A 13,062-nucleotide genomic window follows, 5' to 3' on the forward strand; every position below is an offset into this window, starting at 1 on the left:
GAGAAGAACAGGGTCGCCGCGCCCGCCCCGACGTCCTTGAGCGGGACGACGGTCACGATCTGGTCGGCGAGCAACGTGCTGGGCGCGGCGACCACGGCGAAGCGCACGAACCTCCGATCGCGCAGCGCCTCCGCCACTCCCCCGGCGACCATCCGCGTGCCGAGCCGGACCCCGGCCCATCGCACCGCGGGGGGACGCGGGTCCGGGTGGGGAACGGCGCGACGCTCCTCGCCCAGCAGGGTGAACAGCACGGCGGCGATCGCCCACGCGGCCGCCGCCGCGGCCGCCAGCACCCAGAATCCGGCCGTCAGCAGGACCAGCCCGGCAGGCGGACCGGCCACCGCGGCCACCTGCCCGGCGATCACGTAGGCCGCGAACCCCCGGGAGCGGCGGGCGGGCGCCAGCCCGGCCAGCAGGGACTGGGCGGTGGGATGGAACAGCGCACCGCCCGCTCCCAGCAGCACGGCCGCACCGAGCAGCCCGGCGAGCTCGTCCGCGGTCCCCAGCAGCACGAATCCCGCCGCACGCAACGAGCAGGCCAGAACCCCCGCCCTGGTCGCGCCGATCAGATCGGTCACCGCGCCCACCGGCAGGAACAGCGCGTACTGGACCGCGATCCGCGCGCCGAGCACCAGGGTGATGGTCCCGGCGAGCATGCCGAGATCATGCCGCAGATGGGACACCAGGTGCGCCATCACCGCGAAGAATCCGAGCGAGATGGCGAGCTGCACCCCCACGACCACCACGATCACCCGTCGATCCGATGGCCTGCCCGCCCGGCGACTGCGGGCCATGGACCGCCGAGGGGAATTCACCTGAACACGGTCAGGACGGCGGCACCGGGCTCCGTCCGGGGCCGCGGCCATCGGGTGGGGGTGGGGCGATGGGACATGGGGGACTCCTCGCTGTCGGTGAACGGTGAGAGCAGACCAGGCCGGTCCGGCTCATGTCCAATATCGAGAGCGGGATGAGATCCATACCGGAATGGATAACCATGCCGGTCAGGGCCGGTCCGCCGGCTGACCCGATACGGCCCGCCCCCGCCGTCCGCCCGGCGTCCCCCGGCCGTGAACGTCAGGGACTCAACAGGCCGACGGCGTTGCCGTCGGGATCGGTGAACACGGCCATCCGCCCCGTCCCGGGCAGGTCGACCGGCTCCAGCGCCCGGACGCCACCGAGCCGCTCGGCCCGCGCGAGCGCGGCGTCGACGTCGTCCACCTGAAAGTACACGATGATCCCGGGCGGATACGGAGCGCCGGGACCGGACTGGCCGATCCCGCCCATCGGGTGGCCTCCCTCTCCGCCCAGCAGCGTGTAGCCCTCTTCCTCCACGACGTCCATCGCCCAGCCGAACATCTCCCGGTAGAAGCCCCGCGCCCGGTCGGCGTCGGGAGAGGAGATGTCGAACCACGCGGGCGCATGGTGGTGTCCGGACGGCGTCATAGGGGTCCTCCTCGCAGGAACGGTCACAGTCGGTAAAGGGGACTCCCGCCGTGGGGCAGAATCGTCTCTCGTGAGCGAGATTTCCTCGGGGGCGGACCTGGCAGTGGAGTGGGCCGAGGATCCCGATCTGGACCTGGGGCGCGACGGGGACGAGGCCGCGTTCACCCGCCTCGTGGAGCCGTTGCGCCGGGAGCTGCACGCTCACTGCTACCGCATGCTCGGCTCGACCCACGACGCCGACGACGCCCTGCAGGACGCCCTGCTACGGGCGTGGCGGGGGCTCGCGCGCTTCGAGGGCCGCAGTTCGCTGCGCTCGTGGCTCTACACCGTGGCGACCCGTACCTGCCTGGACATCGTGAGAAGCCGCGGCAGGCGGGCCCTGCCCGTCGACCTCGGCCCGGCCAGCGACCGCGCCGTGATCGGTGACGCCCCGCTGGCCGAGGTCGCCTGGCTGGGCCCCTACCCCGACGCGGGTCTCGGCGACGGTCCGGCCGACCCGGGCGCGCGCTACGAGCAGCGTGAGGCCGTCGAGCTCGCCTTCGTCGCCGCCCTGCAGCACCTGCCGGGCAACCAGCGGGCGGCACTGCTGCTGTTCGAGGTCCTCGGCTTCTCCGCCGCCGAGATCGCCGCCATGATGAACACCTCGACCACGTCGGTGAACTCCGCCCTGGCACGGGCCCGCAAGGTCGTCGCGCAGAAGGCTCCCTCCGCCACCCAGCAGCAGACGCTGCGCCAGATCGGCGACGCCCGCGTACGGAAGATCGTCGCCGGCTACTCCGCCGCGCTGGAACGCGGCGACGCCGACGCACTGGTCGCGCTGCTGACCGAGGACGTCACCTGGTCGATGCCGCCGCTGGCGCACTGGTACCGCGGCCTCGAGGCCGTCACCGACTTCGCCGTACGGGTCCCGCTGACCGGATGCGGAAGCTGGCGGAACCTGCCGGTCAGTGCGAACGGCCAGCCCGGCCTGAGCTGCTACCTCTGGGACGACGACGCCGGCGCGCACCTCGGCTGGTCGGTCAACGTGCTGACCCTGCGCGGCGAGCGGATCGCCGAGATCACCTCGTTCCTCGGTGCGGACCACTTCGCGAGATTCGGGCTGCCCGCCTCACTGCCCTGACCCGGGAGCCGCGACGGGCGACGGTAGACCGGCGGCGGGCCGGGTCAACCCGGTCGGTGTGCGGCGCGATCGTGATCGGCGAGGACTTCCCCGATCACGTGCCGCGAGTTGGCCGCGAGCGACGGATTGGTGCTCCGGTAGTACGGGAGCTGGATGAGGGCGATCGACAGCGCCCAACCGCGGCCACGGGTCCAGGTCGCGTCATCGACCCGCAGGGCGGTGCGGAAGACGTCCCGCGCGTCGGCGGGCAGCAGGTTCCACGCCACGACCAGGTCGACGGTGGGATCGCCCACGCCCACACCCCCGAAGTCGATGACGGCTCCGAGCCGCCCACGGGTGATCAGCACATTCCCGGGTGACAGGTCTCCGTGGACCCAGGCCGCCGGGCCGGACCACTCGGGGATCCGCAGGGCCTCCTCCCACGCGGCGGTCACCGCGCCGGTGTCGAGGACTCCGCGCAGGTCCCCGATCGCGGCGCGCGTGGGAGCGTCCCGCGTCGCCAGAGGCACGCCGCGGCCCGCGGGCGGCCCGCCGGCGGGATCGATCCGGCGCAGCGCGGTGACGAACCCCGCCAGATCCTCGGCGAGCGTGCCGGGATCGGCGACGCGGCCGACGGCCGGGTTCTCGCCGTCGAGCCAGCGGTAGACGGACCAGTGCCAGGGATAGCCGCCGGCGGGCACCCCCTTCCCGAGCGGGGCGGGGATGGCGACCGGAAGCAGCGGTGCGAGCCGCGGCAGCCACCGCTGCTCCCTCTCCACACCCCCGGCGGCCCACTCGATACGGGGGAGCCGTACGGCCATGTCCTCGCCGAGCCGGTACATGGCGTTGTCCGTCCCGCTGGAGTCGACCGGTTCGACGGGAAGGTCCGCCCACTGCGGAAACTGCCCGGCGAGCAACCGGCGTACGAGGGACGCGTCGATGTCCACCTCGTCGGCATGCATCTTGCCGGTGCGCATGAGAACCTTCCTGACCGGGGTGAACCCGTCGAGCGGCACGGACCGCGCGACGCAGCGGAGGGACTGGCGACGGCCGGCTTGAGCGCCGGCCGGTGTCCATACCATCGTCCGGCGCGTCTTCTGTCGACTCGTTTTCGGTCTCTCCACCGGCGCGCAGGTCAGCGGACCGCCGGAGAATCCCGCCGACGGTCAGCGGCGGGAGTGGCTGAGCTGGTGGAGGGTGTAGCCCGCGCCTGACGGGTCGAGTGGCCGGGTGGCCTGTTTGAAGAGGTATTCGGCGCGTTCGTAGGAGAGCCGCCCTCGCCCGGTGTCGGGGCAGAGGTCGGCGGGTCCGGGCATCCGGGCCGGTGCGGGCCTCCGGTCGGCCAGGAACAGCGGGCCTCGGGTCCGGCCCTCCACCAGGTGGGGCAGCAGGCGGGCGGTGCCGGACCGCCAGGACAGCCGGACCGGCCCGTTCTTGGTGGTGACGCGTCCGCGCCGGTTCTCCAGGTCGAGGTCTTCGACGTTGAGGGACAGCGCCGTTCTGGCGGCGGCCGCCGACTCGTGGAGGAGCCGCCACAACGTCTTCTCGCGTGGCGCCGTGTTCGGGCACTCCCAGAGGGCGTCGAGCTGTGGCGGGCCGATGGACGGTCTGCGCTCGCGGCTCTCCGGCTTCCGGGCCAGTCCGGCGGAGAGATCGTCGATGGACGCCCAGGCGGAGAAGGAGCGGACGGCCGCGCGGTGCCGGTTCCAGGTCTTGGCGGCCGCCCCGTTCCAGGCGACGGCGAAGACCGTGGACGTCTTCCCGGCGGTCACTTCGGCCAGCGGGGTGCCTGCTCCGAGGTCCAGGCACATCCGGCGCAGGGTCTGGCCGTAGGAGCGGATCGTCTCGGCGTCCAGATCCTCGCGGGCCAGGAACCTCTCCGCGGCCTGGCCCAGCGTGACTCCCGCCACCCGGGACGTGCCGGTAGCGGCCCGCTTGAGCAGGAAAGCGCGTTCGGGGGCGTTGTGAGTGAGCGAGGCCGCGCGCTCGAACTCCGTCCTGGCCTCGTCGTGCCGACCGAGCTTGGCCAGGAAGTCGCCACGCACACCGGACAGCAGGTGGTAGTTCTTGAGCGCGGGATCGGAGGTCAGCGTGTCGACGATGTCCAGCCCCGCCTGGGGCCCGCGGGCCATCCCCAGCGCCACGGCACGGTTGAGCTGGACCACGGGCGACGGCACCAGCCGGACCAGCGCTCCGTAGAGGGCCGCGATCTGCTCCCAGTCCGTCTCCTGGGCGGTCTTCGCCTGCGCGTGGGAGACGGCGATCGCGGCCTGCAGCACGTACGGGCCGGGTGGGCCGCCGGCCTCCCTCGCCCGCAGCATCGCCGCGAAACCGCGGCGGATGAGGAGCTGATCCCAGCGTCCGCGGTTCTGCTCGTGCAGCTGGACGGGCTCGCCCGAGGGGCCGGTCCGCGCGGCCGAACGCGACGCCTGGATCTCCATCAGCGCGACCAGGCCGTGGACCTCGGCCTGCCGGGGCGCCAGCTCGGCCAGCAGCCGGCCCAGCCGGAGCGCCTCCAGGCAGAGGGACGGGCGCATCAGATCGTCGCCGGACGTCGCCGAGTAGCCCTCGTTGAAGATCAGGTAGATGACCTCGAGCACGGACGCCAGCCGTCCGGCGAGTTCAGGTCCGGGAGGCAGTTCGAACGGGACCCGCTCCTCGGCGAGGGTTCGCTTGGCCTTGGCGATGCGCTGGGCGACGGCCCGCTCGGACACGAGGAACGCCCGGGCGATCTCCAGGGCGGTCAGACCGCCGAGCAGGCGGAGCGTCAGCGCGGCCCTCGCCTCGGCCGGCAGCACCGGGTGGCAGGAGACGAACATCAGACGCAGGACGTCGTCGTCCACGCCTTCTTCCAGGCTCCGCTGTTCCAGCGCGTGGGCGATCTCCTCGTGCTTGCGTTCCAGCCGCTCGCCGCGGCGGATGTGATCGATGGCTCGGCGTTTGGCGGTGGTCATGAGCCATGCGCCCGGATTATCCGGGACGCCCTGTCCGGGCCACTGTTCCAGCGCGGCCACCAGCGCGTCCTGCGCGAGCTCCTCGGCAAGGCCGACGTCGCGGACCATCCTGGTGAGCCCGGCGATGATCCTCGCGGACTCGAACTTCCAGACCGCGTCGATCGCACCATGGACGTTCTGGGCAATCATGGGCGTCATGAGAGCTCTGTCCCGGCTCTCGTGCGAGCCGGGGTCCGTGCTCCTCCGGAGGGTCATCCGAAGATCTGCTGGATCCGACCCTCGCCATCACCCAAGATCTTGAAAAAGCGGCGGGAGACCTCCAGCGCCTCCTCCTTCGACCGGGTCTCGATCAGCGCGAACCCGCCGGCCGCCTCCTTCGCCTCGGTGAAGGGGCCGTCGATCACAGTGATCTCGCCGCCGGAGGACCTGATCAGACTGCCCTCCAGCTCCATCCCGCCGGTGGCCAGCAGCACACCGGACCTGGTCAGCTCCTCGATGAACTTGCCCATCTCGATGTAGAGCGTCTCGTCCGCCGCCTGCTCGCTGGCGCTCGTCATGAGGAATCGCACCGCTGTGTCTCCTTCTCCATGGGGTTCTGCCTGTACGTCGGACAAACCTATATGACAGGTAATGGCGGCGTTCCCTGTCACATCGCCGGATCGACGAGTGAGTGAGAACCGAAGAAGACGAACCTGAGAAAGGCACCGGCCATGACCGCCGTCCAGATCCCCGCCACCGCCACCGCCGCCTCCACCGGCACCTCGGCCGCCACCCGCTCCCTGCTCACCTGCGCGGCCGTCGCGGGACCCCTGTGGGCGGTCGTGGCTCTGGCCCAGGCCGCCACCCGCGAGGGCTTCGACCTGACCCGCCATCCGCTGAGCCTGCTGAGCAACGGCTCCCTCGGCTGGCTGCAGATCACCGACTTCCTGGTCGCCGGCGTCCTGACCATCGCCGGGGCGGCCGGTCTGCGCCGTGCCCTGCACGGCGCCCCCGGAGGCAGGTGGGCGCCACGGCTGGTCCGGGTCAACGGCATCGGCATGATCGCCGCGGGGGTCTTCGTCATGGACCCGGCAGACGGGTTCCCCGCCGGCACCCCCTACGGGATGCCCGAGCTCACCTGGCACAGCTACGGCCACATGGCCGCCGGCTCGATCGCCTTCATCGCCCTGATCGCCGCCTGCTACGTCCTGGGCCACCACTTCAGCCGGGCCGGGAACCGCGGCCACGCCATCGCCTCCCGCGTCGCCGGCACCGCCCTCCTGGTCGGCAACGGCTGGTCGATGAGCGGCGGCACGGCCGGGTCCCTGACCCTGGCCGTCGGCGCCATCACCGCGATGCTCTGGGTCTCCCTGACCGCCGCCCGCCTCCGTCGGACGGCATGAGCACGACCGCGGCCCGCGACTCCCTGGTCATGGCCGCGACCGGCGCTCCAGCCCACCGACGGCGTGTCTCGACGCTGCCCGCCCTCGTCCCGTACGGCGTCCGCGGCGGCCCCGGCGTCCAGCCGGCCGCACGCCCCCTGAACCGCCCGCACCGGTCGGTGCGCGGCCACCGCCACCCGTTCGCCCCAGCCACCCTCGCGGTGGTCCCGGCCGGTTTCTTCACTGAGGAGATGTCATGAGAAAGATCATCGCTGGACTGTTCATGTCGCTGGACGGTGTCGTGGAGGCACCCGAGAAGTGGCACTTCCCCTACCTGAACGAGGAGATGGGCGCGGCGGTCGGATCAATGCAGGCCCAGGCGAACACCCTGCTGCTGGGGCGGGTGACCTACGAGTCCTTCGCCTCGGTCTGGCCGCACCAGACCGGTGAGATGGCCGACCGGCTCAACGGCATCCGCAAGCTGGTGGCGTCGACCACCCTTGAGAAGGCCGAGTGGGCCAATTCGACCGTCATCGGCGGCGACGTGGTCGAAGAGCTGACCAGGCTCAAGCGGCGGCCCGGTAAGGACATCAGCGTCTCCGGCAGCATCACCCTGACCCGGGCACTGCTGCACGCCGGACTCATCGACAACCTTCACCTGCTGGTCCACCCGATCGTCCTGGGGGCCGGGCGGCGCCTGTTCGAGGACGGCACCGAGCAGCGGAAACTGGCCCTCACCGGCTCGGCGGCCTTCGGCACCGGTGTCGTTCACCTGACCTACCAGCCCGCCTGAACTCCTCCCACCAGCAGTAAGGACGCCGACATGGCCAAGTTCGCCACCGTGCGGGACTACCTCGCCTCCCTCCCCGAGTCCCAGCGCGAGATCACCGGCGAGCTCCTGCCGCTCATCGAGGCGGCGCTGCCGGGAGCCGGCGCGGTCTGGCAGGGGCACCCGGTGTGGAGCCTGGGCCCGGCCCCGGGCAGGACCCCGGTCTGCTACGTCAAGGCCTACTCCGCCTACGTGACCTTCGGGTTCTGGCGGGGTCAGGAGATCGCCGACCCGTCCGGCCGCCTCGAACCCGGCGCGCGGCAGATGGCCGGCGCCTGCTCCGTGCCCGTGGCACCGACCGGGGCGGCCCCGCCCGCGATCCCCGGTGTCCACGGTGCTCGCCGCCTACGCTGATTTGCGTATTTCATCATCCCGACCACACCTCGACGCCCTCGGCAAGCCATGCTTCTCCACATCCGAGAGACAGGAGTGCAGAAGGTGGCCGGACTCGGCAGGAACTTCAACACGTTGTGGGCGGCCACCACCGTCTCCAACATCGGCGACGGCATAGCGGCGGCCGCCGCGCCGTTGCTGGTCGCCTCGGTCACCGACGATCCGGTGCTGGTCGGCCTGGCCGTGTTCGTCCAGCAACTGCCCTGGGTGTTGTTCTCGCTGGTCAGCGGCGTCTATGTGGATCGCCTCGACCGGCGGCGGCTGATCGTGGTGATCAACGTGCTCCGCGGCCTGGTCGTGGGCGTGCTGGCGCTGGCGGTGTGGCGGGACGCGGCGACGATCCCGGTCATCTATGCCGCCGGGTTCCTGCTCGGCACGTGCGAGACCCTCGGCGACAACGCCTCGGGGACGCTCGTCCCGATGGTCGTGAGGTCGGAGGACCTCCCCCGCGCCAACGCACGCATGCACGCTGTCTTCTTCGCGGTCAACCAGTTCGCCGCGCCGCCGCTGGGCGCCGCCCTGTTCGTGGTGGCGGCGGCGCTGCCGTTCGGGATCAACGCCGCGACGTTCGTGCTGGCGGCCGTACTGATCTCCACCCTGCGCGGGATACGGCAGACCGCTCCGGCCGAGCGGCGGTCCGTACGCGCCGACATCGGCGAGGGCATGCGCTGGCTCTGGAACCACTCCGCGATCCGGATGCTCTCCCTCGCGCTGTGCCTGATGAACGTCACTCTCATCGCGGGCTTCTCGATCCTCGTGCTCTACAGCCGTGACCGGCTCGGGCTCAACGAGTACGGTTACGGCGCTCTCATCACGGCGTCCGCAGCCGGCTCGCTGGTCGGCGTGATGATCGCTCCTCGTCTCCAGGCGAGGTTCTCCGACTCGCTGCTCCTCCGGACCGGCCTGATCATCGAGACGCTGACGCACGTCGGGCTGGCGCTCGCCACCACGGTGTGGGTCGCCGGGCCCGTCCTGATCGCCTTCGGCGTTCACAGCTCGATCTTCGGCGCGGTCAGCGTCACGCTGCGCCAGCGCGCTGTGCCCGACGAACTGCGGGGCCGCGTGCAGAGCGTGTACATGATGTTCGCCGTCGGCGGCTCCGCGCTGGGGGCCCTGGTCGGCGGGCCCATCGCCCGCTGGACCGGCATCACCGGCCCCTTCTGGGCGTCGGCGGTGGTGATGGCCGTGCTCACGGCCGCGGCCTGGCGCTCCTTCGGCCGCCGGTTCGTCGCCTCCGGCGCGGCCGCCCCGATCGACGACGGCGGCGCCCGGGTGGCCTGAACCCCTACCGCCGGGATGCGGGCCGGTATCGCGGTCGCGGCCTTAGCCAGCCTCACACCCCCGGCTACCGGACGGCGAATATGTCTGACATCACCCGGGGGTTCGACGCCGCCGCGTCGACGTACCACTCCCGTCCGAGCAACAGGCCGAACAGCGGCACCGGGAGCCGGACCAGCACCCACATGACCGGTGCCAGCCGGCCGCCGCCGGTCACCTCGGAGCGGTGCGCGGCCAGTGCCGCCTGCTTCTGGCGGGCGAACCGCCGTACATCGACCCTGTGTGTGATGGCCTCACCCGGGCTGTAGAGGGCGCGTAGCGCTTCGGCGTCGAAGCGGAACGGAATCCTCAGCAGGCGTACCAGCCTCACGAAACGGTCGACGACGTCGCGGGGAAGAGTGGCCTCCAGCACGTGCGAGACCCCGGCCAGTTCGGCGGCGCGCCCGCCGACCTCGTGCACTTTCACGTGGTCGCGGTGGCCGTACCCGCCGTTGGCGTCGTAGCTGAGCAGGACCGCCGCGTTCTCCTCGCGGAGGACGGCGGCGAGCCGGGCGGCGGCCTCCTCGGTGTCCGCCCTGGCGAAGCGCGTCCGGTCCGGCGGGTCGGGATAGAGCACCGGCCCGTGCCCGCTGTCGGCGTAGCCCAGGTGCACGACGCGTCTCACACCGAGTATCCCGGCACTCGCCCGCAGTTCGTCCATGCGCGTCGAGTCGCTCTCCGACGCCTCCCCCATGACGCCGTCGGTGGCGACCACGATCACCACTCGATGGCCCTCGGAGGAGGCACGGGCGAGCGTGCCCCCCGTCATCAACACCTCGTCGTCGGGATGGGCGTGAAATGCCACGACAGTCGCCATCGGTACATTGTGGATCATAGACGCCCCCCAGCACGGCCAACGGCAGGCCCGCCGGCACCTCAGCTCGGGTCGCGCGCCCGGTACGCGGGACCTCCGTGCCCGTTCTCAGAACGCGCGCCCGGCCTGCGGGACCTCCGTGCCCGTTCTCAGATCGCACACCCGGCACGCGGGACCTCCGTGCCCGGCCGCGCCGGGCGGCGTCCGTACCGGCGGCTGACCTGCCCCACGTCAGGCCAGCCCGGCGTCGTGGGCGAGCAGGGCGATCTGGGTCCGGTTGTCGAGTTCGAGCTTGGTGAGGATGTGGGAGACGTGGGCCTTGACCGTGGTCACTTTCATGTAGAGCTCGGCGGCGATCTCAGCGTTGGTCCGTCCCCGGGCCACGGCGAGAACCACCTCGTGCTCGCGAGGGCTGAGGGTGGCCAGTGCGGCACGGGCCCGCTGATAGGCCCCGGCCTGGACGGCGGCGCGGTCCATCAGCCGGCGGGTGATCCGGGGGGACAGCACCGGGTCTCCGGCGGCGACCCGGCGGACCGCTTCGACGATCCGCGCGGGCGGGGTGTCCTTGAGCAGGAAGCCGGCGGCGCCGGCGCGCAGCGCGTGCAGGATGTCCTCGTCGGCGTCGAAGGTGGTCAGCACGATGACCTCGGGCGGGTGCCGGCGGCTCCGTAGCCTGCGGGTGGCGGTGATGCCGTCCACCCGCGGCATCCGAAGGTCCATGAGCACGACATCGGGGGCGTAGGCGTCAGCGGCCGCGGGCACCTCGTCGCCGTCGGCGGCCTCGCCCACCACGGCGATGCCGTGGATCCCGTCGAGCATCATGGACAGCCCGGCGCGGACGAGGGCGTCGTCGTCCACGACGAGGACGCGCAGCGGGCGGCTCACGCCGGCCATGGCAGCCAGGCGCGCAGGCGGAACTCGCCGGCGGTCACCTCGTGGTCGAGCCGCCCGCCGGCGAGTTGCACCCGCTCGGTCAGCCCGACCAGGCCGGTGCCCGTGCCGGGGGTGATCGACGTGGCGGCTCCGTCCTCCGGCAGCGGGTTGCGGATGTCGATCACGAGCCGGCCACCGGGCCGGCCCTCCAGCGTCACCTGGACCGGCCGGCCCGCGGCGTGCTTGCGGGCGTTGGTCAGCCCCTCCTGCACGACGCGGTAGGCGGTCCGGCCGGCGGCGGCGGGCAGGGCGTCCGGGTCGACCACCCCGTCGCGCAGTCGCACCCGGCCTCCGGCGTCGCGGGACTCGTCGACCAGCCGGGGAAGGTCGGCCAGCACGGGCTGCGGCCGCCCGCCGGGATCGTGGCCCTCGGCCGTGTCCTCGTCGCGCAGCAGGTTGATCACGTCCCGGAGTTCGTCGAGCGCCTGGTGCGCTCCGGCGCGGACCACGCCGGCGGCGCGGGAGAGCTGCTCAGGCGGGGAGTCCGGGCGGTACTCCAGCGCACCCGCGTATGTGGCCAGCAGGGACAGCCGATGGGCCAGCACGTCGTGCATCTCCCGGGCGATCCGGGTCCGTTCGAGCATCCGGCCCTCGGCCACCCGCCGGCCCTGCTCGGCCTCGGCGCGGCGGGCGCGTTCGCGCAGCGAGGCGACGAGCGCGTGGCGCGCCCGGGCCAGCGCGCCCCAGCCGACCAGCGCGCCGTACCCGACGGTGATCAGGACCAGCCACCAGCCGAAGGAGATTCCCCCGCTCGGCCGCCATATGCCCTGCACCGCATGGGCCGCGATCCCCGCCGCGGCCACCGCGACCGCGACCGGGAAACCGCGCCGCTGGGCGACCAGCAGCGCGCCCAGCGTGGCCGCCGGGGTGGCCGCCGGCGACAGCGTCGCCAGCAGCGTGAGCCCCAGCGCGCAGGTGACCGGCCGCCACAGCAGAACCGGCGACAGGACGCACCCCAGCACTCCGGCCGCGATGTCAAGACCGAGCGACTCCCCCGTCGGACGCGCGTCGGACAGGCCCCAGATCGTCAGCGCGATCAGGGCACCCATCCCGACGACCATGCCGGCCGCGGTGGGTACGGTCCAGAGGGGCCGCCGACGCGCGGATCCCGCCTCCGCGTCGCAGTCGATGTCGCCGTTCACGGGCCAACGGTAACTCCGGGTGCCTCGGTGCCGACACTTACCAAAGTAGGTATCGGGCCCTCCCTCGGTCGGACACGCCCGCGCCCGATGCGGCGACCGCGCCACGACGGTGACCGGCCGCGGCAACCATCGGCGGATGGCTCGCGGGACGGCCCGCCCCGTCCTTCGAAAGGGGGAACACGTGTCCAGCCGGACCACTCCCATCCGTGCCGTACCGGGGCGGCCGGCGGCAGCGCCGCATGGCGGGCGCTGACGGTGACCGGCGCGACGGCCGCGGCCCTCGCACTCTGGGCGCCGGCCGGCCCGGTGGCCGGAATCGACCCGCTTCAGCCGGCGCTCGCCGGCTGCTCGGGCGGCCGAGGCGGTAGATCCCGCCCGGCCTGCGCATCCCGATCCGGGGCCGCCGGTACGGGATCTCGGACACCACGTGAGAACCGGGGTGCCGACGCGGGACGGAGCGTGGCCGTCACCCCGGGGGCGGAGGGGGCAGATGGGCGCGCATGCCCTCCAGGATCATGGCCAGGCCATGCTCGAATGCCTCCTCCCCCTGCGGGTGACCGCTCTGCGCGACGGCCTCGAACAGGATCGGGTGGTCGGCGAGCCATCGGCGGGCCCGGTCGAGGTCCTCTCCCGGTCCGCGCGGGTGATCCGCCTGCTCTTCCAGCACGAATCCGCTGACGTAGTGGCCCAGGGTGAACAGGCCGCGCAGCGCCTCGCGCGGCGCGAAGCCGGCGCGCTGCAGCGATTCCAGCGCGGTCTGGAGGATCGGCGGGGCAC

General features: G+C 72.5%; 15 protein-coding genes. 6 read left to right on the plus strand and 9 right to left on the minus strand.

The genetic code is table 11. The features are described 5' to 3' along the window. Together CA984_RS36605 and CA984_RS36610 are read right to left on the minus strand one after the other, a co-directional pair. Positions 1-752: MFS transporter (locus CA984_RS36605; protein ID WP_165781542.1), on the minus strand; the 752-nt coding region annotated here is incomplete at its 3' end. A gap of 322 nt (positions 753-1,074) precedes the next feature. Further along, on the minus strand, positions 1,075-1,443 hold the full coding sequence (locus CA984_RS36610; RefSeq protein WP_086577984.1) for a VOC family protein: 369 nt from the start codon (positions 1,441-1,443) through the stop codon (positions 1,075-1,077). A gap of 70 nt (positions 1,444-1,513) precedes the next feature. Here CA984_RS36610 and CA984_RS36615 point away from each other — a divergent pair, with 70 nt between their 5' ends. Then, positions 1,514-2,563 (plus strand): sigma-70 family RNA polymerase sigma factor, encoded by a 1,050-nt coding sequence (locus CA984_RS36615; RefSeq protein ID WP_086577985.1) that lies wholly within the window; start codon positions 1,514-1,516, stop codon positions 2,561-2,563. Between the two features lie 44 nt (positions 2,564-2,607). On the opposite strand, the gene CA984_RS36620 is transcribed toward CA984_RS36615, so the two are convergent. The 3 genes from CA984_RS36620 to CA984_RS36630 form a co-directional block, all read right to left on the minus strand. Continuing rightward, positions 2,608-3,519 (minus strand): aminoglycoside phosphotransferase family protein, encoded by a 912-nt coding sequence (locus tag CA984_RS36620; RefSeq protein ID WP_086577986.1) that lies wholly within the window; start codon positions 3,517-3,519, stop codon positions 2,608-2,610. 189 nt (positions 3,520-3,708) lie between these two features. Continuing rightward, positions 3,709-5,685: a sigma-70 family RNA polymerase sigma factor gene (locus tag CA984_RS36625; protein ID WP_165781543.1), complete on the minus strand. Its 1,977-nt coding sequence runs from the start codon at positions 5,683-5,685 to the stop codon at positions 3,709-3,711. Positions 5,686-5,747: 62 nt separating this feature from the next. Then, the gene (locus tag CA984_RS36630) at positions 5,748-6,065 is read right to left on the minus strand and encodes a YciI family protein (RefSeq protein ID WP_086577988.1); all 318 of its coding nucleotides are present in this window, start codon (positions 6,063-6,065) and stop codon (positions 5,748-5,750) included. A 141-nt stretch (positions 6,066-6,206) separates the two neighbouring features. Between CA984_RS36630 and CA984_RS36635 the strand changes: the two genes are divergently transcribed. The 5 genes from CA984_RS36635 (at position 6,207) to CA984_RS36655 (ending at position 9,360) form a co-directional block, all read left to right on the plus strand. Beyond that, positions 6,207-6,878: a DUF998 domain-containing protein gene (locus CA984_RS36635; RefSeq protein ID WP_086577989.1), complete on the plus strand. Its 672-nt coding sequence runs from the start codon at positions 6,207-6,209 to the stop codon at positions 6,876-6,878. After that, complete coding sequence (locus CA984_RS36640; RefSeq protein WP_086577990.1) at positions 6,875-7,117, plus strand: hypothetical protein; 243 nt, start codon at positions 6,875-6,877, stop codon at positions 7,115-7,117. The genes CA984_RS36635 and CA984_RS36640 overlap by 4 nt, the downstream gene beginning before the upstream one ends. Then, on the plus strand, positions 7,114-7,650 hold the full coding sequence (locus tag CA984_RS36645) for a dihydrofolate reductase family protein (RefSeq protein ID WP_086577991.1): 537 nt from the start codon (positions 7,114-7,116) through the stop codon (positions 7,648-7,650). The genes CA984_RS36640 and CA984_RS36645 overlap by 4 nt, the downstream gene beginning before the upstream one ends. 30 nt (positions 7,651-7,680) lie before the next feature. Further along, positions 7,681-8,040, plus strand: a complete 360-nt coding sequence (locus tag CA984_RS36650) for a DUF1801 domain-containing protein (RefSeq protein ID WP_242676375.1) — start codon at positions 7,681-7,683, stop codon at positions 8,038-8,040. Positions 8,041-8,124: 84 nt separating this feature from the next. Further along, positions 8,125-9,360, plus strand: a complete 1,236-nt coding sequence (locus CA984_RS36655; protein ID WP_242676376.1) for an MFS transporter — start codon at positions 8,125-8,127, stop codon at positions 9,358-9,360. Between the two features lie 64 nt (positions 9,361-9,424). On the opposite strand, the gene CA984_RS36660 is transcribed toward CA984_RS36655, so the two are convergent. The 4 genes from CA984_RS36660 to CA984_RS36675 all read right to left on the minus strand — a co-directional run. Further along, entirely contained in the window at positions 9,425-10,213 is a 789-nt protein-coding gene (locus tag CA984_RS36660) for a PIG-L deacetylase family protein (protein ID WP_086577993.1), read from the minus strand. A gap of 228 nt (positions 10,214-10,441) precedes the next feature. After that, positions 10,442-11,104, minus strand: coding sequence for a response regulator (locus CA984_RS36665; protein ID WP_086577994.1), 663 nt, complete (start codon positions 11,102-11,104; stop codon positions 10,442-10,444). Further along, positions 11,092-12,285: a sensor histidine kinase gene (locus tag CA984_RS36670; protein ID WP_086577995.1), complete on the minus strand. Its 1,194-nt coding sequence runs from the start codon at positions 12,283-12,285 to the stop codon at positions 11,092-11,094. Before CA984_RS36670 ends, CA984_RS36665 begins: the two co-directional genes overlap by 13 nt. Positions 12,286-12,751: 466 nt before the next feature. Continuing rightward, a partial coding sequence (locus CA984_RS36675) for a TetR/AcrR family transcriptional regulator C-terminal domain-containing protein (RefSeq protein WP_207621171.1) occupies positions 12,752-13,062 on the minus strand: 311 nt, incomplete at its 5' end.

This window comes from Streptosporangium minutum, from assembly GCF_002149035.1.
Lineage (GTDB): Bacteria > Actinomycetota > Actinomycetes > Streptosporangiales > Streptosporangiaceae > Streptosporangium > Streptosporangium minutum.

What these genes read in the sequence shown, in the direction of transcription:
- CA984_RS36650 (WP_242676375.1), top strand. Translation starts at nt 7,681, where the DNA reads ATGGCCAAGTTCGCCACCGTGCGGGACTACCTCGCCTCCCTCCCCGAG.
- CA984_RS36645 (WP_086577991.1), top strand. Translation starts at nt 7,114, where the DNA reads ATGAGAAAGATCATCGCTGGACTGTTCATGTCGCTGGACGGTGTCGTG.
- CA984_RS36625 (WP_165781543.1), bottom strand. Translation starts at nt 5,685, where the DNA reads ATGATTGCCCAGAACGTCCATGGTGCGATCGACGCGGTCTGGAAGTTC.
- CA984_RS36620 (WP_086577986.1), bottom strand. Translation starts at nt 3,519, where the DNA reads ATGCGCACCGGCAAGATGCATGCCGACGAGGTGGACATCGACGCGTCC.
- CA984_RS36635 (WP_086577989.1), top strand. Translation starts at nt 6,207, where the DNA reads ATGACCGCCGTCCAGATCCCCGCCACCGCCACCGCCGCCTCCACCGGC.
- CA984_RS36660 (WP_086577993.1), bottom strand. Translation starts at nt 10,213, where the DNA reads ATGGCGACTGTCGTGGCATTTCACGCCCATCCCGACGACGAGGTGTTG.
- CA984_RS36610 (WP_086577984.1), bottom strand. Translation starts at nt 1,443, where the DNA reads ATGACGCCGTCCGGACACCACCATGCGCCCGCGTGGTTCGACATCTCC.
- CA984_RS36665 (WP_086577994.1), bottom strand. Translation starts at nt 11,104, where the DNA reads ATGGCCGGCGTGAGCCGCCCGCTGCGCGTCCTCGTCGTGGACGACGAC.
- CA984_RS36640 (WP_086577990.1), top strand. Translation starts at nt 6,875, where the DNA reads ATGAGCACGACCGCGGCCCGCGACTCCCTGGTCATGGCCGCGACCGGC.